Below are 25069 nucleotides of genomic sequence, written 5' to 3'. Positions count from 1 at the left end.
TTGTATTCTTGTACCAAACTGACTTTCACCAGCTAAAACTAGCATTAATTCACTCTTAGTAAACTAAGTGCGATCGCTCAAAATTATCTCCGTTGCTGTAAGAAAATCCTATTACATGTATAGTAAGTCACAATTAAAGACTTTCAAAGGTTAACAACATTTTATGTTTGCCTAAAGAAACATAAAAGTTATAGGAATTTATGGCATTACACAACTTTTAATTTGAGTAAAATTGCTCAACTTTTTCTGGAAATATCAAGATTATTTAAGCTAGAATTTTAAGCTTTGGCTAAAGTTTGAAAAATTACTTTATTTTTGAGCGTCTTGCTTGTTACTGTTTGAGAGAGCAAGTTTAAAAGCCGATAAATTCATGATTTATGAGTAGTTTAGGCTTTGCTGCTTTACTGTCATCATCTCACCGTTTAAAGGTAATTAAGATAGAATATACCTGTCTTAAGTGGTATTGACAGTTGAAAATTCAGAAGCATCCACGTTGCATATTCTGAGAAAACGTTATAAATTATTAACTTGTAGGGGAATAAATTAATCTGTAGTGCCAAAAACTAAATCCTACCTGGGTAGGATTAGGGTAAATAGTTTGAGGTTAATGCCCAAATTAAACAGTTATGGCTACATATTTCTGTTTTAAAAAGCAAGTTTCCAGACATAAAAATGTAGCAAAAAAGTAATCTAAAAATATATCTACTCTGATAATCAGATTATTGCTGAAGTAAAAGCATAATTTATGGTTAACTAACAACTAAGTATTTATTAAGCTGCAAAAAATAGCAGTGAGAGTAGATTATTTAAGATTATTAAGTTCTCAATAACAATTGCTATTTACAGTTATGCAAAAAGTTGTCTTTGCTATGCTGAAAATAGTCGAATTAATTATCAGGGCGCATCTAGCAAAAATTCACTACTATATGGGAGTTGTTTTGGTGATGCAAATAAATGAATTGGTAATATCTAACGGTATAGAAGCAGAAGCATGGGAAGCTTTAGAAAAGTCAATTCTCTATTATCAAGGTCGTCCAGTTGGGACAGTAGCAGCCTATGACGAATCCGTAGAAGCACTCAATTATGACCAATGTTTTATTAGAGATTTTGTCTCATCGGCGCTGATATTTCTGATTAAAGGTAGAGCAGATATTGTTAAAAATTTCTTAGAAGAAACTTTAAAATTGCAGCCGAAAGAAAGGGCGTTGGATGCTTATAAACCTGGGCGTGGGTTAATACCAGCGAGCTTTAAAGTAGTATCATCTAATGGACAAGAATATTTAGAAGCAGATTTTGGTGAACATGCGATCGCCAGAGTTACACCAGTTGATTCTTGTCTATGGTGGATTATTTTGTTGCGTGCTTATGCGATCGCTACGGGAGATTTTTCTTTAGCTTATCAACCTGAATTCCAAAATGGTATCAGGTTAATTATGGAAATCTGCTTGGCGAATCGCTTTGATATGTACCCAACTCTGTTAGTTCCAGATGGTGCTTGTATGATTGACCGTAGGATGGGTATTTATGGTCATCCTTTGGAGCTTCAGGTTTTATTTTATGCAGCATTGCGTGCAGCCCGCGAAATGCTAATTTGTCAAGGAAACCAAGATGTGGTTGCGGCTATTGACAACCGCTTACCGCTTTTATGTGCTCATATTCGTCAGCATTATTGGATAGATATTAATCGCTTAAATGCTATTTATCGCTTTAAGAGTGAAGAGTATGGCAAAGCAGCTGTGAATCTCTTCAATATATATGTAGACTCTCTACCTTATTATGAATTGGATAAATGGTTGCCGAGAAAAGGTGGTTATTTGGCTGGGAATGTCGGTCCGTCACAGTTAGATACTCGCTTCTTTTCTCTTGGTAACTTAATGGCAATTATTTCTGACTTAGCGACTGAAGAACAGTCCCAAGCAATTATGACTCTGATTGAGGAAAGATGGGACGACTTGATGGGAGATATGCCGATGAAGATATGTTTCCCGGCTTTGGAAAATGAAGAGTACAGAATTATTACCGGATGTGATCCTAAAAATATACCTTGGTCTTATCATAATGCTGGTAGTTGGCCTGTGTTGATGTGGATGTTGGCTGCAGCAGGCGTCAAAACCAAGAAAACCGAACTAGTGAGAAAGGCGATTGAACTTGCGGAAACACGGCTGTGCGAAGATGAATGGCCAGAATATTATGACGGGAAGAAGGGGCGACTAATTGGTAAGCAAGCCAGAAAATATCAAACTTGGACTATTGCTGGGTTCTTATTAGCAAAAGAACTGATGAAGAATCCGTCATATTTACCTTTGGTCAGTTTTGATAAATTACCGCCAGAAGTGGTTTCTAGAGCGTGTGAGTTTGAAATCAGCAGTGTAGATCCTTATATGGCTCGGTAGTTAATTGCAGGATGTAGACGCGGAGCGGCTTGCCGCAGGCTAGGATGAAGGATGAAATTATCCATCAAATTTCATCCTTCATGGTTATACGGGTAAATCTTTCACTTCATCAGCGAAACTGTGCTGGCGCGCAAATTCAAAGGGGCCAGCGATGGAACCCCAAACATGATCGTCGGTGTCTAAATCTCGTCCGCGGTCTAGACTGAAAAATTTTTCTTGACTAACCTCAAATTCATTGTCGAGATAGGTTTTTTGTCCGTTGCGAAAGACAATACAACCTTTTCCTGGTTCGACGACGCCTTTAAAACTGTTACCAGTCCACTTCACAATCATGTCACAGCCTGGTAGTTTTTCCAGGGCGTCGCTATTTAAAGTTTGCAAACGTTGCAAATCGCGGGATGCGCCATAAAAATCTTGTTCTTCTTTAACAGTGTAGTTCTCGATTTCGATGTGATCACCTGCAATCAACAACTTTAATACCCGCAAGCGATAGGGTTGATTGAGGCTATAGTCGTAAGCTTGTTCGAGAAATAAACTCACCCCTGATAACAATTCCCAAGGAAGGGGACGCATACAGACGCGGATATGAGCATAAAAAGGTGGGTTTTCAAAAGCTTGTAGTTGATTGCTAAAGTCAGATGCCATCCAGCGAGCTAAAGTAGCAATATCCGTAGAATGAGTCATTACAGATAGATACCAGTTGCTTAAAAATAATCTGGGAGTATTGTAATCCTTGGCAGTGGAAACATGGGGATAATTATTAATGTTTTCTGCGTCTAAAGTTGTTGGCTAGGAAAATTATTCAAGGTAGGATACCTATGTTACGGCATCTCAGTATCATAGTCACGGCTGCTATGCTTTGGCAGTTTAGCAGTGTGTTGGCGCTAGCTAAAAGTCAAGACCCCAGCCAAGCAGATAAATATCCTCCCAGTCCCCTAGAGGTAGTTGTACCTGATCCGCTGTTACCGCCTGGGCTTGACAAACAACAGTTATCTCCTCAACAATTACAAAAGCTGGCGGGGGAACTGGATCAGTTGAATCAAGCGGCTGAGGCGAAACTGCAAGCTGGCGATCGCTTAGGGGCGGTGGAGATTTGGAATCGAGAACTACGATTACGGCGCTTGTTGGGTTCGTTAGCGGAAGTGGAAGCACTTTCGAGAGTAGGGGCGATCGCTTCTGACCAAAATGACCGTCAACAAGTATTCTACATCACACAACGACTGCAAGTAATTCAACAGCAAGCGGTATCGTCAAAAAGTACTGATATTCCGTTGTTACAATCCCTAGGGGAAGCTTATCAAAAAGTGCGATCGCCTAAATTGGCTCTGGAAGCTTACAGTCAAGTTTTAGCAACAGTAAGACAGCAAAGAGATACGGTTGCAGAAGTAACAACCTTAAAAACTATAGGTGAAATACATCTGAGTTGGTTTGATTATCCCCAAGCAGCGACGACTTACCAAGAATTATTGAACAGCGATCGCTTGAATCAGGTAACATATCTGCAACAACTGGCTTATATTTATAATGAAGGTAAAGAATATCAACAAGCAGTGGATATTTTGGGTAAATTAGCAGAGATTTATTTACAGCAAAATAACCTCATTGAATTACCCAAATTAAAATTAGCGATCGCTGCAAATTACGAATCCTTAGCTAGGGAAAAACCTAACTTTCTCCCAGCAGCTTTTCAAAACTATCAAGAAGCCTACACCACCGCTTGGGAATCACAGCAATATGTCTATGCTGCGGAAGCATTGCAAAAATTAATCGCCCTTTATCGAACTCAAGGACAAGTCGAAGAGGCTTTACAAACTAGCCAAATTCTCATAGAAACACAGACACGCGCCACTAACTTTTATGGACTCATGCGAGCTTATGATCAAATTGGACAAATTTATTTAGAACGTAAACAATATCCCCAAGCCATAACAGCTTTTCAAAACGGATTACAGTTAGCGCAACAACTAAAGTATGAAGAAGCATACTTTAATCAGCAAATTGAAAAAGCAGCGAAAGCTAATTCTTAATTAATATCTTGTAACGGGGTTTTCTTGTTCTTGATTTTATAGCAGGAAACAGGGTTAAAAGTTATTGAAATATAGAGACGAGAAATTTCCCGTCTCTACATTAATTTTGATAGCATGTAGCTATTTTGATGTTGTCATCAGTTGATAGAGTCTATCTTCAAACTTTTGCATACATGCAGACCAATCAAATTCTAAAATAGAAGGGCGGGCTTGTTGTGATAATTCTGTTTGCAGTTCAGGATTTTCCAGAATAGCAATTACTTTTTGAGCAAAATCGACTGGGTTGTCAGGTGCGGCGAGAAAGCCATTATAACCCGGTAATACTTGCTCTGTAGTTGAGGGCGCTAATGCTGCAACTACAGGGGTTCCAGAAGCTAAAGCTTCATTAGTTGTGGTACAGAAATTCTCGGTTGTCGAGGGGTTAACAAATACATCCGCTCTCGCAAACCAGCCTAAAAGTTCTAAACCGTGAGATTCACCCCAAATAGTGACACCTGATTTAAATTGTTGAGCACGCTGACGAATTTGTGCATCTAGAGGGCCGCTACCAACAATTACTAAATGTACATTAGGAATTTTGGCAGCAATTAAAGGATATGCATCTAAAAGTTGAGTGACATTTTTCTCTGCAGTAATCCTTCCGACAAATAGCAAAGTTGGTCTGTTGTCTTCAGGAATTGGGTTATAGCTAATGTTGCGGGGGTGGAATTTTTCGCAATCAATTCCTTGATAGGGTAGGTATTCACTGCGTTGAGCTTTGAGGTTTTGATATTTGGTTAATTGCTCCCGTGAAGAAAATAAATTTAGGGTATATGCTTCACTGAATTGTTTAATTAAAACTGGGAGAAGCGGACGCAGCAAATTAAAAAAGACATTGCCTATATAATACTTAATATAGGCAACAATATCGGTATGAAAAATCGATACGATGGGAGTGTTAGTGCGTTTAGCGTATTCAACTCCTACAGGGCGACCATATCCTTGCAAGTATAGGGAATAAAAACCTCTTAATTGTGGCGCTTCTTCAACTATGATAATATCAGGTTGAAATTTTTCTAATAATTTAGTGTCACTCCAATGACGATAGCTTAATGGTTGGGGGAGAGATTTATAAAATATGAGTGGTTTTGTGGGGAAGGCAAAAGAGGTAAAATTAGGGAAAGGTCGTAACTCCTCTAACCCCCGCATAGGGCGATTACCAACTTGTTTAGGATATTGATCGTTAATTTCTGGGTGAATTAGAAAAACCTCATGTCCTTGTTGTAATAACCAGTGAACACGTTGGTGAACTGCGATAGAAACTCCTGTTAAAAAAGGAGCATATAAACTGGTGAAAAGAGCAATGCGGAGAGGTTTTTTCGTCATATTAATTGGGTAAGCCAATAACTGGCGCGCCTGATTGTTTTGCTAAAGGTTTGTATTCAACTAAGCGGATGTTCAAAGGGCCGGAAATTTGATAAGTGACACCGCACCATGTGAGAGTTGACATCCACACAGAGGACAACATTCCTAACCCATAAATCCACTGGGTAAGAGGAATGGCGATTAACATTTTGTAGATGGTGGTGGTTGATAATTGAGCGATCGCTTGACCTTGATCGTGTATTATTTGTTGTACAGCTTGCTCTAAAATCAGCATTAACCACAGTAGTCCTAGGGTATAACTGCCATAACATCCCACTAACAAAGCGACAGTATCCCATTTCCCAGACAGTAGCGCTCCTAATAACGTTAAGATTGCCAAGGTAGGGAATAAAATGCTAGAAATAGCATCGCCGACCACCGCTGACCAACGGGGATGGTAAAGCCGAGAGCAAAGCAGCTGGTGTTTAATCCAGTCTCTGAGGTAATATAAATCACATTCTTGGCGATTCAGCATCAACAGAGAAGGAACAAACTTGATTTTGAGCCGATGCTGACTGAAAATGCGACTGATCATCACGTCTTCAGCAAAAGCTTGACTCCATTTATCTAACAGTCCTGTTTGACGCAGGACGGCGGTTTTAATCGCCATCGTCCCACCCCAAGGAATCTGGAATAGGTACATCTGGACGACTGTAGAGACGTTTCCGACATACCGCAGCAAAGAACCCCAGTAGTTACCCGTGGCTGAATACCAGTGATTTCCTGTGGTTGCTCCCACCTTGGGATTGATGAGGGGGCTGACTAATTCACGCAACCAAGTAGAATGGACGACGATATCAGGATCAACTAGAGCGACTACGGCGTAGGTTTCATCCAACGCAGATATAGCTTGAATTAAAGCACTGCATTTGAGACTACAGCGATCGCGTACCATCGTCAAAGCGCTAATTTCTACATTAGTTGCGCTGATTTCTTGGATAGTATCGCTAGCGATTTTCCAGGCTGGGTCTTCTTGATGATCAATAATCAACTTTAAATCATACTGAGGATAGTTCTGCTGTAATAGCGATCGCAAACAGTTAGCTAAAAATGGATTCGCACCTCTTAAATAGAGAATAATTGCGGTTTTAGGTAACTGATTATCTGGTAAAGGCTTTTTTGTCCGTGAACGCAAAGACCACAAAAAAACCACAGTTAAACATACTTGAATCGCCAACCAACCCAGCAAAGATTTACATAAAAAAATCTCAAAATCTGGCATTTGTAATCCTTGTTGAAGAGGTTAGGATTTAGAGGTTAGGGGTTAGTATTTAGGGATTAGGATTTAGGGATTAGGGGTGAAGATTTAGGGGCTAGAAAATGAAAGTAATAAACTATTCCTAGCCTCTAGTCCCTCATCCCTAGTTCCTAATCTCTAGTTCTTCATTCCTAGTTCCTAATCTCTAGTCTCTCATTCCTAGTTTTTATTACGGATCAAGGGAATATTTCACAGTAATATTAACTGTGGTATTTTTATTGAGCAAAAATTTAGCGTCTCGGAATTCAGGTGAACCAGTTTGCACTGAAACTGTAGGATTATTGGAAATACCAAAACCTTCTGTGGGTATACCGAAAAAGTCTTTATTGAGTTGGCGATCGCTATTTTGATCATCAACTATAGCGACAGCATAATTTCCTGGTTTTAAACCAAAGAATTTTTGTCTTAAAACACTCCCGGTAATTTTAGTACAAGCACTCTGAGCTAGACCAGATGTGTTGTCGGGAAAGCCTTGCTCTTTGTTATAAACTCCGATGCAAATTTGACCCTTTTTGTGTTGAATACCGCTAACTACAACAGTTAGTGTTTGAGTTGGTAAAGCTTGGGCAATTTTAACAGAACTAAGGCTGGCTAGAGCAGCAACAATTACAGCAGTAAATTTGGACAGCTTTAACATAGTTTATTTCTCTCCTTGACTATTTCATTAATTTTTGGATATCAGTTTTTGCTAACCATTCCTGCGTGCGTCGCAATCCTTCTTCCAAATTAATTTTGGGAGCGTAATTCAGCAGAGTTTGGGCTTTATTAATAGAGTAAGCATGGGGACGAGTCATAAAATCTACTGACTCTGGGAGAATGTCTGCTTTTTTGCGAAAGAGTTTTTGACCTTGGACACGTAATTTGAGAAAAAGTTTAATTTCATCTTTCCCTAAAGAAAGAGGAGCAGGTGAACCGGAGATTTCTGCTAACCGATGAAAGTAATCTTTACCAAAAGTTTCTTGTCCATCGGTAATGTTGAAAATTTCACCAGCATTGGCTTTTTCTGCAGCTAGAAACATCGCATCAATCAAGTTATCTACATACACATGATTAATGATTCCTGGGCTATCGTTAGCACAAGCAAATAATTTTTGTTGCATGAAATGAACTGGTCGGACTATCCAAGGGATAGAACCAGGTCCGTATACATCGCCGGCGCGAATAATAATGACGTTAAAATCTGGGGAATTATTTAATTGTAAAAGCGCTGCTTCGGCTTCTATTTTGGTTTGACAGTAAGGGTTGTTTTCACTAGATAATGACTGAGATTCTGTCACATTAGCAGGATAGTTAAACCCATAAACTAACACACTAGAAAGATGTACAAAAGTTTTTACACCAGCGCTTTTAGCAGCTTTGGCTATGTTAATAGCGCCGTCAACATTTATTTGGCGAAAATCATTCAGCGCGCCTGCTTCTTGGGCGAGTTGGGCTGTGTGGATAACGAGGTCTACACCTTGACAAGCTTTTTGGGCGATCGCATAATCATTAATACTACCAAATATCACCTCAACGCCTAAATTTTGAACTTGTTTATCAGTAACCTTAGTAGTTTGTAATCCTCTAACTTTCATTCCCTGCGCTAATGCTAACTCGGCTGTGCGTAAGCCGATAAATTCTTCAATTCCGGTGATGAGAACGGTTTTATTTTCGAGGTTCATTAATTAATTTCCAGGTTTAGTTTATGAAATTTGTGACAATTTAACACTGAATTAGAAAATATCAGCAGGGTCTGCAGAACGAAGTTTATTGATGGCGAGAGAACCGGAAGTAATGCACATTAACACCGTTGATATCAGCACAAGTAAAGCATTATTCCAATTCATCATGATGGGTAGTTTTGTAGCTTTCATGGCAAAATCATATAGCGCTACAGATAAAATTATTCCCGGAATATAGCTGAGAAAAGCCAAGATTAATGCTTGTTGAAAGACGACATTTAATAAGTAGCCGTTGGCGTAACCTATCGCTTTCAAAGTTGCATAAGCAATAAATTGAGTAGCAATATTGCTGTAGAGAATTTGGTAAACAATCACCACCCCAACTACAGACGCCATTGTTAACATCAAATTCAAGATAAAACCTATGGGTGTTCTGACAGCCCAATATTTTTTTTCAAAGTCAATGAAGCCTTGATAGGTGAAAACTTGCACATCATTAGGTAAATTGGCTTCTAATTGTTTTAAAACTTTATTCGCGTCACTACCTGCTTTGAGGCTAATTACACCCACATCAATCATATCCGCTGGACGGCTATTAGGGTTGATTCTCAAGAAGGTTGAATCGCTCACAATTAAATTGCCATCTACGCCAAAAGAAGGGCCTAAACTGAATAAACCGCCAACTCGCACTCGATAACCAATTAAAGAATTAAAGGGAAAAATTTCAATTGTTTGTTGAGTATTTCCGATATCGAATTGTTCAGCGATGGGGCCAAATTCCGAGCGAGAATCACGATCAAAAAGCATGATATCGGGAATTTTCAGCTTATCTAAATTCTGCTCAACTTCTGGAATATTTAGAACCGATTTTCCTGGGTCGAAACCAATGACATAGATGGAGTATTTTTCATGCGTTACGGGATTTTTTAATTTAGCAAATTGCAAATACATGGGGCTAACTGACTCGACCCCATCAAATCCCAAGGCTTGATATAAACGACTCCTAGAAAAGCTTTGATTTGAGGTCAAAGATTTATATTGAGAACTGACTAAGAATAAATCGCCGCGTAGGCTTTGATGCACAGCGGTGGCGCTAGAATAAAGTGCATCTTGAAAGCCTAGCTGAATAAACATCAACAGCACAATAAAAGCAATCCCAGCTACAGCTACGAGAAAACGAATTCTTTGCTGGGCTAGCTGTAGCCATGCTAAAGGAATTTTGAAATTCATGGATTTAGTCAATATTGGTTATTTGTTCTTCCCCGTCTCCCCAATTAGATATGAATAGCAACATCTACTTGTAAGTTGCTTAATCGAGATACCCGTTTACTATCTTCGGGATTATCAATAAAGATTTTCACCTGCACAATTTTGCGGTCTGTATCAGAACTGGGGTTAAGACTAAAGATACTTTGTTTATCAACTTGCCAACCCACTTCTCTAACATATCCTTTTAATTCTCCAGGAAATGCAGTGCTAGTAATGGTGGCTTTTTGTCCTATTTGCACTTTTTGAATGTCGGTTTGATACACTTCTGCGACTACATACATTTGCGATGTTTTACCGATTTCTGCAAATCCAGAAGTAGAAATTATTTCGCCAGTTTTGGCATGAATTTTGAGAATTGTACCGCTGATGGGTGCTCTGAGATAAGTTAAATCTTGGTCAGCTTTTGCTTGCTTGACAGCAGTTGTAGCGCTTCTGACTTCTGTTTGCGCTAACTCAACATCTACGGGACGGACTTCGTTTAAACTTCTGAGTCTGGCTTTTGCTTCTTTAATTTGGTCTTGGAGAGTGGTTTGGGTTTGGTTGAGGGTCGCTTTGGCTTCTGTTAATTGCTGTTGTGCGGTTTTTAGTTGTAAGGCTTTGCTATCAGCTGTGGAAGCAGAAATGCCCCCTTCTTTGTATAATTGTTGATAGCGATCTCTTTCTGTTTGAGAATTGTCTAACTGTGCTTGTAGACGAACAATCATCGCCTCTTGGGCTGCAGTTTCTCCGGTTAATTGCGACTCTAAACGCCTGATTGTCGCTTTTTGTGCTTCAATATCTCCATTTTTAGCGCCGGCTTTCACTTGGGATAGTTGGGCTTTTGCTACTTGCAATTTGTCTAAAGCTTGTTGTAAAGCTGTGGTGGAACGGCGATAATCTTCTAGATAAGCTAGTACTTGTCCAGCTTTAACTTGGTCTCCTTCTTGCACTAAAAGTTTTTCGACTAGCACACCATTAATTGAATGAGGTGCAGATAAATAGGTGATTTTTCCTTCAGGTTGTAAGCGTCCTAAAGCTGTGACAGCAACTCTTGTTGGTGCAGTTTTCGCAGGAGTTACTGATTGAGTTTTCGCCTCATCAGAACGAAACCAAAATGGTGATAAAGCGTAGAAAGCTATTAATCCTGTAGCTAAAGTGACAGAAGCTGCCAAAATTATTCGCCATTGACTTAAGGCTTTTGTGAATAACTGGCTTTCTTTGTTTATTGCCATATTTTCATTCCAATGGTTCTATTTTTCGCTTTATAAGAGTGACTCATCCAAAAATTTACCAAGACGTTTCACTCTCTATAGTTTCATCCGAACAAAATGAATAAATCCAATTAGTTGTCAATGAATTATTCTCTATTTCTGCAGTCACAACTAATAATCAAACTGACGAAATCAATATGGATGCTATGCCAAAACCTCAAAAGTTTTATCCTGAATGTTAACAATTCACTGAGTCTGAAAATTACGTGAATAACTGAGGATAAACTTGTGTACAATTATGATTGCAAAAAAACAAAATCTTGTCAATATATTCAGAGGATTCCTCTAGACAGTATGGGTACAAAATTCATCAAATTATCTGCTGCAGCAAAACATAGTCAATCTTACCTATGAACTGAATTATATTATGGACGATTAAGCAGATTTGTTATTATTAACCGAGCGGTTTAAAGGTAGTTGTGTACGGTAAGACATTCTCGTCAATTTTGTCAGCAAAATTCTAAATTAAGTGTATTTGACTTCTATTGTGAGTGTTTTAACTGACAACGCTTAAAAATGATATATCAAACTCGGTAGAAGATGAACAAGTGGCAGCATCGAGAAGATGAGAGGAAAATAATCAATACCTTATGCCCAAATATGTTGTTTATCACGCACTATTTTCAAAATTCATATTTGTTTTATAAATAACTTTTAGGATTTTTAAGTTTATTTATTTTAAAAAATCATCAAAAACGTTTGTTTAATTATGATGTTATGCTGAAAAAAATACTGTAATCGCTTTACAGAGTCTTTGTATTAATCAAGACTCGTTTTATTGAAAAGATATTTTTGGTACTCTTTACTAGTTCTGGATGACAACTTAAATTGATGAAATATTGTGCCGCAAAAACCAGTAATAAATAATACTTGTATTAGTAACTTTATCTGAGCTTTTTGTCAGCAATCAACTATCAATTATCTAAAATAGCTTTAAATAACAGATTTACTTCTTATAGGTTGTGCTAGTGTTTGTATTAATTCAAATACTCTCAAGCGGTTCGCTAGATTAGTTACTTGATTGATTTTTACAAAAGAAACAGCTAATACAAACCGCATTGTCATCACTTACAGATGATTTGAGTACTTTGAAAAATTTGGCATTAATGGCAAATCAAAGTGAGTTTTTTCTGTAACAAGTTTGGCAACTTTTATTGAGCACAATTCATAAAATATATTATCCTAGATGCCGAAACTGGCTCCCGAAGAATGTAGAAGCTTTCTTCGCTAACCGCTCTTTCTAGGATGAAGTATGAATTTTTATCGGTAATACCTCATTACTTCCCAAGATTTCGTGGAGCGTTGATGCCAAAAAAAGTATTTAGCCGAGGCTGGCGCGAAGACAGAATATCTGATTTTTGGTAAATAACAGAAATTACTGCAGCTTCGTAATTCACAGTACCTTAGATTAGTCTATCCCCTATGTCTGCTTATTCAATTGATACTGCTTTGGCAGAATTAGAGAGCCTCATCAACAGTTGTGAAAAAGATTTGATCAAGTTTATAGAGGAAAAAAAAGTGACTGCAGATAAATCAATGTCCACGAAAAAAATTAACAGACAATTACAACAAAATCCTATAGCGATTGTGGGGATGGCGTCGCTGTTTCCGCAAGCGAGAACTTTAAGAGAATATTGGCACAATATTGTTAGCAAAATAGATTGTATTACTGATGTTCCTTCTACCCATTGGAGCGTAGAAGATTACTATGATCCTAATCCGAGAACACCGGAAGATAAAACTTATTGCAAACGGGGCGGGTTTATTCCGGAGGTTGAATTTAACCCGATGGAATTTGGCATTCCTCCCAGCATTTTAGAAGTCACAGATGTCTCCCAACTATTAAGTTTAGTAGTTGCGAAAGAGGCGATGGAGGACGCAGGATATGGCGAGGCGAGAGAATTTAGCCGGGAAACTGTGGGGGTAATTTTGGGTGTGGCGATGGCTAAACAATTAGGAATGCCATTGTCTGCCAGATTGGAATATCCCATTTGGGAAAAAGCTTTAAAAAGCAGCGGTTTATCTGATGAAGATACCCAAAAGATTGTCGAGAAAATTAAAAGCGCTTATGTCAAATGGGATGAAAATGCTTTCCCTGGAATGTTAGCGAATGTGGTAGCGGGAAGAATTGCTAACCGCTTGAATTTTGGCGGGATGAATTGTGTTGTGGATGCGGCTTGTGCTAGTTCCTTTGGTGCTTTGAAAATGGCAATTAGCGAACTAGTTGAATATCGCAGCGACATGATGCTGACTGGTGGTGTGGATACCGATAACACCATCATGGCTTATATTTCCTTCAGCAAAACTCCGGCGGTTTCTCCTGGGGAACATGTGAAACCATTTGATGCTAAATCTGATGGGATGATGTTAGGTGAAGGAATTGGAATGCTGGTGTTGAAGCGTTTGGAAGATGCAGAACGCGACAACGACAAAATCTATGCAGTCATCAAAGGTATTGGTACTTCTAGCGATGGACGCTACAAGAGTATTTATGCACCGCGCAAGGAAGGACAGGTATCAGCTTTGCGTCGGGCTTATGATGATGCGGGTTTTTCCCCTGCTACTGTGGGGTTAATGGAAGCTCACGGTACAGGGACAATGGCTGGAGACCCGACCGAGTTCGGTTCTTTGCGAGATTTCTTTGCTGAGGAAGATTCCCACAAACAGCACATTGCGCTTGGTAGTGTGAAATCCCAAATTGGACATACAAAAGCAGCTGCGGGTGCGGCGAGTTTGATTAAAACAGCGCTGGCGTTACATCACAAGATTTTGCCAGCAACAATTAATATTACCGAGCCGAACCCCAAACTAAATATTAAAAATTCCGCGTTTTATTTGAACACCGAAACTAGACCCTGGATTCGCGCCGATGGGGAAGCACCAAGACGGGCGGGTGTGAGTTCCTTTGGTTTTGGTGGAACTAATTATCATGTGGTTTTGGAAGAACATCAAGCGGAACAAAATTGCGCTTATCGCTTACACAATGCGCCTGCGGAGATAATTTTATTTGCTGACACTCCGGCGCAGTTGGTGATTAAGTGTGAAGAGACTTTGGCAAAATTGCAATCAACAGCCGCAGATAGACACTACACCCAATTAGTTCAAGATTGTCAAAATCAAGAAATTCCTTTAGCAGCAGCGCGGGTAGGGTTTGTGGTGGAGAATCTGCAAGAAGCTTGTAAGTTCTTGCAAACTAGCTTGGACTGGTTGAAACTCAAAGGAACTGCGCCAGCTTGGGAACATCCCCAAGGTATTTATTATCGCGCCTCTGGGATGGCATTGGGCGGAAAAGTTGTCGCCTTGTTTTCTGGACAAGGTTCGCAATATTTGGAAATGGGAAGGGAAGTGGTGATGAACTTCCCCATTTTGCGACGAATTTATGGTTACATGGATAGCTTGTTGCTCAAAGATAATTTGCAACCGTTGTCGCAGATTGTTTTCCCCCATCCGGTATTTGAAGAGTCAGAAAAGAATGCTCAAATTGCAGCTTTGCAAAGAACAGAATATGCTCAACCTGCAATAGGTTCCTTTAGTGCGGGGTTATATTCCATCTTTCAACAAGCTGGGTTTAGGTCAGACTTTGTAGCGGGACACAGCTTTGGTGAATTGACCGCTTTGTGGGCTGCGGGTGTGTTGAGTGACCAAGATTATTTCTTCTTAGTGAAAGCTAGGGGTCAAGCAATGGCTGCGCCAGAAGACCCAGACCATGATGCGGGTAGTATGTTGGCAGTGAAAGAAGAAATTGCCAAAGTTGAAGCCGTAGTGCGGCATTATCCACAAGTGGCGATCGCTAACTATAATTCTCCCACACAAGTTGTCTTAGCAGGGCCAACCGCTGAAATTGCGAAAGTACGTAACAGCTTACATGACCAAGGATATGCAGCAGTGTTACTACCTGTATCTGCAGCCTTCCACACTCCCTTAATTGCTTTTGCACAGAAATCGTTTGCGATCGCAACCAAGTCTGTTAACTTCCAAACTCCCAAAATTCCAGTTTTCAGCAACGTCACTGGTAAACAGTATCCCCAAGAACCTGCAGCCATGCAAAAAGTCTTGGAAAACCACCTCTCAAATTCAGTCTTGTTTAAACAAGAGATTGAAAATATCTATGCAGCGGGTGGGACATGCTTTGTGGAATTCGGCCCTCGGAAGATACTTTCTAACTTAGTCAAAGATACCTTAGGCGATCGCCCTCATATTACCGTAACATTAAACCCCAGCACACAAAAGAATAGCGATCGCTCTTTGCGAGAAGCTGCAGTTCAGTTGCGAGTATTAGGGATGACGCTGAAAAACCTCGACCCTTACCAACTCAGAGCGACACTCCCCGCACCAGAAGACGAGAAGAAAAAAGCCTTAACTGTGCGGTTGAACGGCATTAATTATAAATCAGAAAAAACCAAAAACGCCTTCGCTCAAGCTTTGCAAAATGGTCATCAAGTGAAGTTGGCTGAAGCAGTAGTGACAACTCCCACCCCTGAATCTTCCGCAATTGCAGCGGATTTAACAAGTTTAGAGGTTACGACTCCTGTAAATCCAGCAATTGAAAGGAATGGACATCAGAAAACAGATGTTGTGGAAGGCGTAGAGACTCGATTAATCGCGTCTGTACAAGAGTCTCCCTCATCTCCCCAATCAAGAGTCCCTAATCAAGAGTCCCCAGTCCTGAAAATGCAACCAACACCAGCACAACCCGCAAATTATCAACGAATTCTGGAAAGTTTAGAATACCTGCTCAAACAATTTCAGCAAAATCAAAGCGAAAATTTACAACTCCACGGGTCTTATCTCAACCATCAGATTGAATATACCAAAACCTTCTTTCAACTGATGCAACAGCAGAATTCCCTGCTAGCTAACTCTCAACCTGACACGGAAATCAAACCAGTAGTCATGGAAAGTTTACAGCGGAGTATGTTGCAGTTTCACGCCCAACACAGTGAAACCCTCCGCATCCATGAACAGTATCTGCAAGAACAGGTAGAATACAGCAAAAACTTTTTCCAACTGATACAGCAAGAATATTCTCAGTTACTTTCTGGCGAAACAGCAGCAGTTGCACTTCCCACCACTAATATAGTGGAGAATCAACCAGCACCTGTGTGGGAAATTCAACCCAAACCTGTAATTGAGATTCCCAAAGCTGCAGAAATTCCCGCACCTGTAATTGAGATTCCCAAAGCTGTAGAAATTCCCGCACCTGTAATTGAGATTCCCAAAGCTGTAGAAATTCCCGCACCTGTAGCGAGTAACTTGAATTTAGCTGAACTAGGTAAACACCTCCTAGAAATCACCAGCGAAAAAACAGGCTATCCCATAGAAATGTTAGAAATGGACATGGATATGGAAGCCGACCTAGGAATTGACTCCATCAAACGAGTCGAAATTTTGGGAGGACTACAAGAACTTTACCCAGATTTACCCAAACCCAACTTAGAAGAACTCTCCGAAAAACGCACCATCGGTCAAGTTGTCGAGTATCTCGAATCCCATGCTTCCCGTAGCGTCTCCGTAGAAATCGCCATTCAAGAAGTCCAACAAGCAGCACCCGTTGAACCAGTCGTCATTCCCCAACCAACACCAGTCAGTGAAGTAACACCGATTGTTACTCCTCCTGAACCCGCCATTCCCGAACCAGAAACAACCGTAACTAGCGATTACGCAGACTTAGGACAAACCCTGTTAAACATTACCAGTGAAAAAACAGGCTATCCAGTCGAGATGCTAGAAATGGAAATGGACATGGAAGCCGACCTAGGAATTGACTCCATCAAACGAGTCGAAATTTTAGGCGCCATGCAAGAAATGTACCCCGACCTTCCCAAACCAAATCTCGAAGAACTGGGAGACTTAAGAACAATTGGTCAAATAGTTGATTATCTCCAGACACTGGCTGGAGGTGAAAAAAAAAAGTATCAACTTGAGCTTGACGACGAGCCGATAAATATAGAGCATAACGTCAAACGCCGTCCCGCTCAACTGAAATTTCTCCCCCCACCAGACGACTTAGACTTCACATTACCAGAGGGACACATCGGCTTAATCACCGATGATGGTTCCCTCACCACCTCAGTGGTAGTGCAAAACTTAATTGAACAAGGTTGGAAAATTGTAGTTCTCAGCTTCCCATCATCCGTAGTGTCAACACAAGCCCAACTACCACCCGGAGTCACACGGATAACCTTAGCCGACTTAACCGAAGAACTACTGCAACACAAATTAGAAGCAATCGCCAACAACATCGGCAAGATAGGCGCCTTCATCCATATTCACCCAATCTTCCCAGTCAATCATACCATTGGTTATTTAGAAGCAGAAAAAGCGATCGTTAAACAAGTCTTCTTCATCGCCAAATACCTGAAAAAACCCCTCAACGAAGCCGCCAATTACGGACGCAGTTGCTTCTGTACAGTCGCCCGATTAGATGGCGCCTTTGGTTTCCAGCATCAAGTTAATTATGGAGTCATCGGTGCAGGTTTATTCGGATTAACCAAAACCCTGAAATGGGAATGGCCAAAAGTTTACACCCGCGCCATCGATTTAAGTCCCACCCTTAATGCTCAACAATCAGCCCAACATATCATCGCTGAATTGCACGACTCCAACCATTACATTAGCGAAGTTGGTTACAGTTCCCAAGGGCGAGTTACCCTAACAACTTCAGTGCTTGATTAAATTCATTGGGCTGCGAGATACCCGACTTCTCTAAAAAGTCGGGTATCTGAACACCAAAACCTGACGCTTCTCATTTCAAGCCTGAACGTTCTCGTTTCAAATCTGACGCTTCTCGTTTTCAACCCGACGCTTCTCGTTTTCAACCCCACAATTCTCGTTTCAAACCTGAACGTTCTCGTTTAAAGCCTGAACATTCTCGTTTCAAACCCGACGCTTCTCATTTCCAACCCGACAATTCTTACTTAAAACCTCAAACTTCCACCTCAAAACCTGCTGACATCAACTCCTAACGAAATCACTCCAATAAAACTCCGCGTACCTCTGCGCTAACTTTGCGCCCCTCCGCGTTAAAAATAAAACCAATATTTCTCAAACCCAAACAATCAACTAAAACTCCACACCCCTCTGCGTTAAAAATAAAACCAAAAACCATATGACAACACCAACATACCTCATCAGCGGTGGCGCCAAAGGAATAACCGCCGAATGCACCATCAAACTAGCACAGAAACAACCCGGTAAATACATCCTCCTCGGTCGCTCCCAACTCCTGGCCACCGAACCAGAATATGCTCAAGATTGTCTAGAAGAAGCCGCCTTAAAAAAGCGCATCATGGAAAACCTGATTTCTCAAGGCGAGAAACCCACACCCATGAGCGTGCAAAAAATCTATAACCAAATCGACTCCAGCCGAGAAATCAAAAAAACCTTAGCAGCCATACAACAAACAGGAAGCACCGGCGAATATCTCAGCGTCGATGTTACCGATAAAATCGCCCTGCAACAGAAAATTAACGCCGTTGTCAACCGTATGGGAACCATCACAGGTATCATACATGGCGCCGGCAACCTAGCCGACAAATTAATTGAAAAGAAAACAGCACAAGACTTTGAAAAAGTTTACACAGCCAAAGTCCAAGGACTAGAAAACCTGTTAACTTGCATCAACCCCGAACAACTCCAACATTTAGTACTGTTTTCCTCCGTAACTGGATTTTACGGCAACATGGGGCAATCTGATTATGCGATCGCCAACGAAATCCTTAACAAATCAGCCCACCTCATCAAACAAAATTATCCCCATTGTCACGTAGTCGCCATCAACTGGGGCGGTTGGGATAGCGGAATGGTGACACCAGAAATCAAAAAAGCCTTCACCGAAAGAGGAATCGACATCATCCCCGTCGAAGTCGGAACCCAAATGCTAGTCAAAGAACTGCATCCCCGACATCACGCTACCACACAACTCGTAATTGGTAGCCCCATGTCACCACCACCCGCGCCCCTAGATACACAACTCAAAACCCATCGTATCCGCCGACGCATGACAGTAGAAAATAATCCCTTTCTACTAGATCATATGATAGCTGGCTACCCAGTATTACCAGCCACAAACGCCATGTCATGGATGATTAACGGTTGTGAAGAATGTTATCCAGGCTATAGATATTTCAATTGTCAAGACTTTAAATTTTTAAAAGGAATTATCTTCAACGAAACCGTCGCCAAAGAACACATCCTCGAACTCAAAGAAATCGCCAAAACCGAAAACGAATCAATCGAAATTCAAGCTAAAATTCTTAGCAAAACCCCCGAAGGAAAAACCCATTATCACTTCAGCACCACCGTCAAACTAGTTAGAGAACTCCCCCCAGTTTTAACTTACGAAAGAGTAAATCTCACAGCAGACAACATCATTACCACAACCGGCAAAGACTTATACCAAAACGGCCCATCCACACTATTTCATGGTTCATGCTTCCAAGCAATTGAAAAGATTTTAAACATTAGCCCAGAAAAAATTACAGTAGAATGCTTCTGGAAAGACATCACCCGCCAACAACAAGGACAATTCCCCATCCATTGGCATAACCCATACGCCACCGACCTGAGCACCCATCCCCTATGGATATGGTTAAGCCATTTTCATCAAGAAGTGTGCCTACCAGGACAAATGACCACATGTGAACAATATAGAGCCATTCCCCGCAACCAAACCTTCTACGTCTCCTGCGAAATCAAAGAGAAAAAACCCACCAGCGCCACCGCCGACTTCTACCTCCACGACGCCAAAGGACAACTCTATTCCCGTATATTAGGATCTAGAGCAGTTGTCGTCCCAATGGACTTATTGCAAGCAAAATAATCGGGCGTTGCTGATTAAGATAAATTTTGATCGCGCAAAGGCGCAGCGAAAAGTTTGTGGGGAAGGTCTCCTTCCACAAAACTTTTCAAGACAAAGACGCAAAGGAAGAACGCAAATGCTCTAATTTTAGGTATTTAAAGAAGTTGGCTGAATCATAATATAAAATGCCAATACCACCTTTATTTTTTCTTTCTCTGCGCCTTTGCGCCTTTGCGCGAAACAAAACAAATCCTACTGGGGAAAAGCGTAAATCCTAATAAAAACCCCAACTTTAGGATATCAACAGTGGAAAAAATCGCCATCATCGGATTATCGTGTCTCTTCCCTGACGCTAATAATCCTGAACAATTTTGGCAAAACATCACCGCCCAAAAAGATTCTACATCCGACGTTACCACCAAAGACCTAGGAGTAGATCCCACAATATATTACGACCCAAATAAAGGTCAACCGGAAAAAATTTACTTCCTCAAAGGTGGATATATCCGCGACTTTCAATTCAATTCCAGCGAATATAACCTACCACCAGCACTTCTCGACAGCTTAGACGACACTTTTAAATGGTCACTATACGCCGCCAAACAAGCAATAGAAAATAGTGGCTATTGGGGAAACCAAAACAGTCTTTCCAAATGCGGCGTCATCTTAGGAAACTTATCCTTTCCTACCAAATCTTCTACGCAATTATTCTCCCCAATTTATCAGCAAACAATTAACCCAGCAGTCAGAGAACTGCTAAAAGATGAAGACTTCCAACTAGCGAAATTACCAACAACCGCGAAAGCTTCTGCACAAAACGCCATGATATCCGGCTTACCAGCGGCGTTAATTTCTCAAGCTTTCTCTTTATCCAGCAATCATTTTTGCATAGACGCTGCTTGCTCATCCTCATTTTATGCCATTAAGCTCGCGTCTCATTATTTGCGATCGCACAAAGCCGACCTCATGTTAGCTGGTGCTATCAGTTGCACAGACCCCCTGTTTTTGCGGATGCTATTCTCCGGAATTCAAGGTTATCCAGACAACGGTATCAGTTCACCCCTAGATAAATCCTCCAGAGGACTCATCACCGCCGAAGGTATCGGCATGGTCATGCTCAAACGCTATAGTGATGCTATCAGAGATGGCGATCGCATTTTAGCCACCATTATCGGTAATGGACTCTCCAACGACGGTAGAGGTAAACATTTACTCAGTCCTAATTCCCAAGGACAAACCCTCGCATTCGAGAGAGCATATACCGAAGCAAAAATCAATCCTAACCAAATAGATTACATGGAGTGTCACGCTACAGGCACTCTATTAGGAGACACCACAGAATTTAACTCCATAGAAACCTTCTTTGGACAACACCAAGCCAAACCCCTTATTGGTTCAACCAAAGCCAACGTCGGTCACTTATTAGTCGCAGCGGGCATGGTTAGCTTAACCAAAACAATTTGTAGCATGAATAACAGCATTATTCCCCCCACAATTAACATCACCCAACCCATCGGTGCTGATAACAATGTCATCTCCCACAAAACCATAGTCAAAACAGCCACAACCTGGCCAAATAACACCCCCATCAAACGCGCCGCCCTCAGCGCCTTCGGCTTCGGCGGTACTAACTCCCACCTCATTCTTGAACAAGAAAAATAACCTCCTTTCTTCCTTTGCGTCTTTGCGTGAGCTAAATTCCCATTAACCACCCTCATCAACACATGCTTGAAAAAATTGCCATTATCGGCATGGATACCTTCTTCGGAGAATGCCAAAACCTCGATGCATTTGAGCGCAGTATTTACGACGGGAAACAACATTTTATTCCCCTCCCATATAAAAGATGGCACGGTATAGAAACCCAAGAAAACATCCTCAAAGAATACGGTTTATCTGATGGCAAAGCACCATTAGGAGCATACATCACCGACTTTGAAATCAACACCTTAGCCTACAAAATCCCACCCAACGAAATAGAAAAACTCAATCCCCAACAACTATTACTATTAAAAGTCGCCGACCGCGCCCTCAAAGACGCCAAAATTTCCGAAGGGGGAAATGTCGCAGTCATCATTGCGGCTGAAACAGAATCATCTGTTCACCACTTACAACAAAGATGGAATTTATCTTGGCAAATTCAAGAGGGTTTAAATGCTGCCGAAATCGCTTTACCAGAAGAAAAAATCACCCAACTAGAAACCATCGTTAAAGACAGTATTCATCATCAAGTAGATATTGGTGAATATTTAAGTTACATCAACAATATCATGGCGAGTCGAGTTTCTTCGCTGTGGAATTTCACCGGGCCAGCATTCAGTTTAACAGCAGTTGAAACCTCTGTTTTTAAAGCTTTAGAAGTAGCACAAATGCTACTAACCACAGGTGAAGTTGACACCGTGGTTGTGGGTGCGGTTGATTTAGCTGGTGGTGTAGAAAACGTCTTACTGCGAAACCAAGAAGCGAAAATTAACACAGGCGTCAACACCTTAAGTTTTGACGAAAAAGCCGACGGTTGGACAATTGGCGAAGGCGCGGGGGCGGTGGTTTTGAAGCGTTATGACACTGCTAAAGAAAATAGCGATCGCATTTATGCAGTCATTGATGCTATTAGTATAGGACAGGCTCATGCTACCTCCGCAGATGTTGCCATTTTTAACCAAGTCTGCAATCAAGCTTTCCAAATAGCTGGTATTCAACCCACAGAGGTTAACTATGTGGAAGTCGTCGGTAGCGGTATTCCCCAACAAGACGCAGCGGAAATCGCTGGTCTACTCCAAGCTTATCCTCCAGTAGGCGACGGCTTACATTGTGCTATCGGTAGCGTTAAAGCCAATATCGGTAACACCTTTGTTGCTTCAGGAATCGCTAGCTTAATTAAAACCGCGCTGTGTCTCTATCACAACTACATCCCCGCTACCCCCAACTGGACTGGTGTGAAAACACCCGAAATGTGGTCAGGTAGCCCCTTCTTTGTCGCCACTGAATCTCGACCTTGGTTTGTCGGTAAAGACAGCACCAAGAGAATTGCAGCGGTGAATGGTATCGGTTGTGATGGCACTTATGCCCATGTAATTTTGTCAGATGAACCTGAACAAATTAACCACAGCCACAAGTATTTACAACAACGTCCTTTTTATCTATTTCCCTTAGCTGCAAACGACCAATCAGAGTTAGAAAAGCTGCTAGATAATCTACAATCAAGCATCGAAAATTCTGCATCTTTATCTGACACTGCAAGTTTAAATTTTGTCAAATTTAAACAGTTTTCTACAGCTAAATACGCCCTCGCAATTACCGGACGCAACCAAAAAGAACTACTCAAAGAAATCGCCTCAGCCCGTAAAGGAATAAATATTGCCTTTGAACGTGGTACAGATTGGCAAACACCAATAGGTAGTTATTTCACAGCTAACCCATTGGGTAAACAAGGTTCAGTTGCTTATGTTTATCCGGCTGCAGTTAACTCTTATGTTGGTATTGGTCGGACTCTATTTCGCCTCTTTCCCAACATCCAAGATGACCCCTTTGTCAAGAGTTTGTATAAGCGGGTTTCGGATGTTGAGAAACTCGTATTTCCCAGAAGTTTAAGTAAATTAACAACTCGACAACTAGAAACATTAGAAAAGAAATTGCTAGATGATTCCCTAGCAATGTTTGAAGCCGAAATGTTTTGCACTCGGCTAATTACTACAGTTATTCGTGATAACTTCCAAGTCAAACCGAAATATGTGTTTGGCTATAGCCTGGGTGAAACTAGTATGATGGTTGCTCAAGGTGTGTGGAGCAATTTTTATGAAGGAAGTAACTCCTTCAACTCCTCAGCCTTATTTGGTGACAGATTATCTGGGCCCAAAAACGCAGTTCGTGAATATTGGAAACTACCAGCAACCTCTACAGACAATAATTTCTGGTGTAACTACGTCCTCATGGCTAGTCCATCCCAGGTGAGGGAATGTCTGAAAAACGAGACTCGCGTTTATTTAACACAAATTAATACACCGGAAGAGGTGTTAATTGCTGGTGAACCCGCAGCTTGTCAGCGAGTGATTCAAACCCTTGGCTGTAATGCTTTCCCTGCTCCCTTCGACCATGTGATTCATTGTGAGGCGATGCGTTCTGAGTATGCAGAGTTAGTTAAGCTAAACACCTTACCATCTCAGAATATTCCCGGAATTACATTTTACTCTGCGGCTGCATATCAAGCGATAGCGCTTGATAGCAATCTGATAGCTGAGAGTATCGCCACAGGATTGTGTCAACAGCTAGACTTTCCCCACTTAGTTAACCGCGTCTATGCTGACGGCGCAAAAATCTTTATCGAAGCCGGTGCTGGTAGTGTCTGTTCTCGCTGGATAGATAAAATCCTCGAAGGACAAGCACACATCACAGTTTCGCTGAATAGAAGAGGTACAGATGACCATACTTCTATCGTCAAAGCACTAGGAAAACTACTCAGTCACCGAATCGATTTAGACTTATCTTCTTTGTACAATCTCCCTCAAGAATCTCACCACCAAAGTAAATTAACCCTGAGAAAAATTACTTTAGGTGGTGAATCAATTACCGCCAAAATCTTGAGCGAGGAAAACCGCAAATCTTTTGAAAATGTAGCTACTAAATGCACTCCTCAAGCAGCGGAATCATCAATCAACATCGCCTCACACACTGAAAATCAAGCAGAAATTGCAATGAAAGATATCATTGAACACGTTTTGACTCCCACAGAACAATTACAATCTTTACAGATTACCAACAACACACAGCAACTTCCCGAAAGCATACTGTTGCAAAATCATACTAATCATGAATTTAATAACATCAACTTCGGCGAATTCCATCCATATCAGCAATTGAATGCCAATAACTCAAAAGTGACTAAAGCTCATAATACTTTTCTACACAACAGAAATAATTTTAGTCAACAAATGAGTGAAATCATTCAATTACAACTAGCCTGTGCCGAAAATTTATTGAACGAAAAATAATTCATGAGGATGGGCAATT

At 41.0% G+C, this 25069-nt stretch carries 13 protein-coding genes; 6 read left to right on the top strand and 7 right to left on the bottom strand.

All coding sequences use genetic code 11. From position 1 onward, the window contains the following. The first annotated feature begins 944 nt into the window (after positions 1–944). The gene (locus MIC7126_RS0106650; protein WP_026100078.1) at positions 945–2393 is read left to right on the top strand and encodes a glycoside hydrolase 100 family protein; all 1449 of its coding nucleotides are present in this window, start codon (positions 945–947) and stop codon (positions 2391–2393) included. A gap of 84 nt (positions 2394–2477) precedes the next feature. On the opposite strand, the gene MIC7126_RS0106645 is transcribed toward MIC7126_RS0106650, so the two are convergent. Continuing rightward, positions 2478–3077 carry a chromophore lyase CpcT/CpeT gene (locus MIC7126_RS0106645; protein WP_017652352.1) on the bottom strand — a complete coding sequence of 200 codons (600 nt, stop codon included), beginning with the start codon at positions 3075–3077 and terminating at the stop codon, positions 2478–2480. Between the two features lie 134 nt (positions 3078–3211). Between MIC7126_RS0106645 and MIC7126_RS0106640 the strand changes: the two genes are divergently transcribed. Then, positions 3212–4420 carry a tetratricopeptide repeat protein gene (locus MIC7126_RS0106640; RefSeq protein WP_017652351.1) on the top strand — a complete coding sequence of 403 codons (1209 nt, stop codon included), beginning with the start codon at positions 3212–3214 and terminating at the stop codon, positions 4418–4420. Positions 4421–4540: 120 nt separating this feature from the next. Here MIC7126_RS0106640 and MIC7126_RS0106635 read toward each other — a convergent pair whose 3' ends face one another. The 6 genes from MIC7126_RS0106635 to MIC7126_RS0106610 form a co-directional block, all read right to left on the bottom strand. Beyond that, positions 4541–5785, bottom strand: a complete 1245-nt coding sequence (locus MIC7126_RS0106635; RefSeq protein WP_017652350.1) for a glycosyltransferase — start codon at positions 5783–5785, stop codon at positions 4541–4543. A 1-nt stretch (position 5786) separates the two neighbouring features. Continuing rightward, complete coding sequence (locus MIC7126_RS0106630) at positions 5787–7046, bottom strand: glycosyltransferase family 2 protein (protein ID WP_017652349.1); 1260 nt, start codon at positions 7044–7046, stop codon at positions 5787–5789. Positions 7047–7251: 205 nt separating this feature from the next. Continuing rightward, positions 7252–7719 (bottom strand): DUF2141 domain-containing protein, encoded by a 468-nt coding sequence (locus MIC7126_RS0106625; RefSeq protein ID WP_017652348.1) that lies wholly within the window; start codon positions 7717–7719, stop codon positions 7252–7254. Between the two features lie 19 nt (positions 7720–7738). Next, positions 7739–8743 (bottom strand): NAD-dependent epimerase/dehydratase family protein, encoded by a 1005-nt coding sequence (locus MIC7126_RS0106620; protein ID WP_017652347.1) that lies wholly within the window; start codon positions 8741–8743, stop codon positions 7739–7741. A gap of 51 nt (positions 8744–8794) precedes the next feature. Beyond that, positions 8795–9973 carry an ABC transporter permease DevC gene (gene devC / locus MIC7126_RS0106615; RefSeq protein WP_017652346.1) on the bottom strand — a complete coding sequence of 393 codons (1179 nt, stop codon included), beginning with the start codon at positions 9971–9973 and terminating at the stop codon, positions 8795–8797. Between the two features lie 44 nt (positions 9974–10017). Then, the gene (locus MIC7126_RS0106610) at positions 10018–11223 is read right to left on the bottom strand and encodes an ABC exporter membrane fusion protein (RefSeq protein WP_017652345.1); all 1206 of its coding nucleotides are present in this window, start codon (positions 11221–11223) and stop codon (positions 10018–10020) included. Positions 11224–12684: 1461 nt separating this feature from the next. On the opposite strand from MIC7126_RS0106610, the gene MIC7126_RS0106605 reads away from it, so the two are divergent. The 4 genes from MIC7126_RS0106605 (at position 12685) to MIC7126_RS0106585 (ending at position 25050) form a co-directional block, all read left to right on the top strand. Further along, complete coding sequence (locus MIC7126_RS0106605) at positions 12685–17937, top strand: type I polyketide synthase (RefSeq protein WP_017652344.1); 5253 nt, start codon at positions 12685–12687, stop codon at positions 17935–17937. Between the two features lie 433 nt (positions 17938–18370). Beyond that, on the top strand, positions 18371–20083 hold the full coding sequence (locus tag MIC7126_RS0106595; RefSeq protein WP_017652342.1) for an SDR family NAD(P)-dependent oxidoreductase: 1713 nt from the start codon (positions 18371–18373) through the stop codon (positions 20081–20083). 285 nt (positions 20084–20368) lie between these two features. Next, a complete protein-coding gene (locus tag MIC7126_RS0106590; protein WP_017652341.1) occupies positions 20369–21724 on the top strand; it encodes a beta-ketoacyl [acyl carrier protein] synthase domain-containing protein in 1356 nt (451 codons plus the stop codon). A 62-nt stretch (positions 21725–21786) separates the two neighbouring features. Beyond that, a complete protein-coding gene (locus MIC7126_RS0106585) occupies positions 21787–25050 on the top strand; it encodes a PfaB family protein (RefSeq protein WP_017652340.1) in 3264 nt (1087 codons plus the stop codon). The last annotated feature ends 19 nt before the right edge of the window (positions 25051–25069 follow it).

Source organism: Fortiea contorta PCC 7126 (genome assembly GCF_000332295.1).
GTDB lineage: Bacteria > Cyanobacteriota > Cyanobacteriia > Cyanobacteriales > Nostocaceae > Fortiea > Fortiea contorta.
The sequence above is the reverse complement of the archived record's forward strand: the minus strand, read 5'-3'. Positions and strand labels throughout refer to the sequence as shown.

Bases quoted from the DNA above. Each gene is read 5' to 3' on its own strand.
- MIC7126_RS0106625 (WP_017652348.1), bottom strand. From the start codon at position 7,719: ATGTTAAAGCTGTCCAAATTTACTGCTGTAATTGTTGCTGCTCTAGCC.
- MIC7126_RS0106595 (WP_017652342.1), top strand. From the start codon at position 18,371: ATGACAACACCAACATACCTCATCAGCGGTGGCGCCAAAGGAATAACC.
- MIC7126_RS0106650 (WP_026100078.1), top strand. From the start codon at position 945: ATGCAAATAAATGAATTGGTAATATCTAACGGTATAGAAGCAGAAGCA.
- MIC7126_RS0106605 (WP_017652344.1), top strand. From the start codon at position 12,685: ATGTCTGCTTATTCAATTGATACTGCTTTGGCAGAATTAGAGAGCCTC.
- MIC7126_RS0106630 (WP_017652349.1), bottom strand. From the start codon at position 7,046: ATGCCAGATTTTGAGATTTTTTTATGTAAATCTTTGCTGGGTTGGTTG.
- MIC7126_RS0106610 (WP_017652345.1), bottom strand. From the start codon at position 11,223: ATGGCAATAAACAAAGAAAGCCAGTTATTCACAAAAGCCTTAAGTCAA.
- devC (WP_017652346.1), bottom strand. From the start codon at position 9,973: ATGAATTTCAAAATTCCTTTAGCATGGCTACAGCTAGCCCAGCAAAGA.
- MIC7126_RS0106585 (WP_017652340.1), top strand. From the start codon at position 21,787: ATGCTTGAAAAAATTGCCATTATCGGCATGGATACCTTCTTCGGAGAA.
- MIC7126_RS0106620 (WP_017652347.1), bottom strand. From the start codon at position 8,743: ATGAACCTCGAAAATAAAACCGTTCTCATCACCGGAATTGAAGAATTT.
- MIC7126_RS0106640 (WP_017652351.1), top strand. From the start codon at position 3,212: ATGTTACGGCATCTCAGTATCATAGTCACGGCTGCTATGCTTTGGCAG.
- MIC7126_RS0106645 (WP_017652352.1), bottom strand. From the start codon at position 3,077: ATGACTCATTCTACGGATATTGCTACTTTAGCTCGCTGGATGGCATCT.
- MIC7126_RS0106635 (WP_017652350.1), bottom strand. From the start codon at position 5,785: ATGACGAAAAAACCTCTCCGCATTGCTCTTTTCACCAGTTTATATGCT.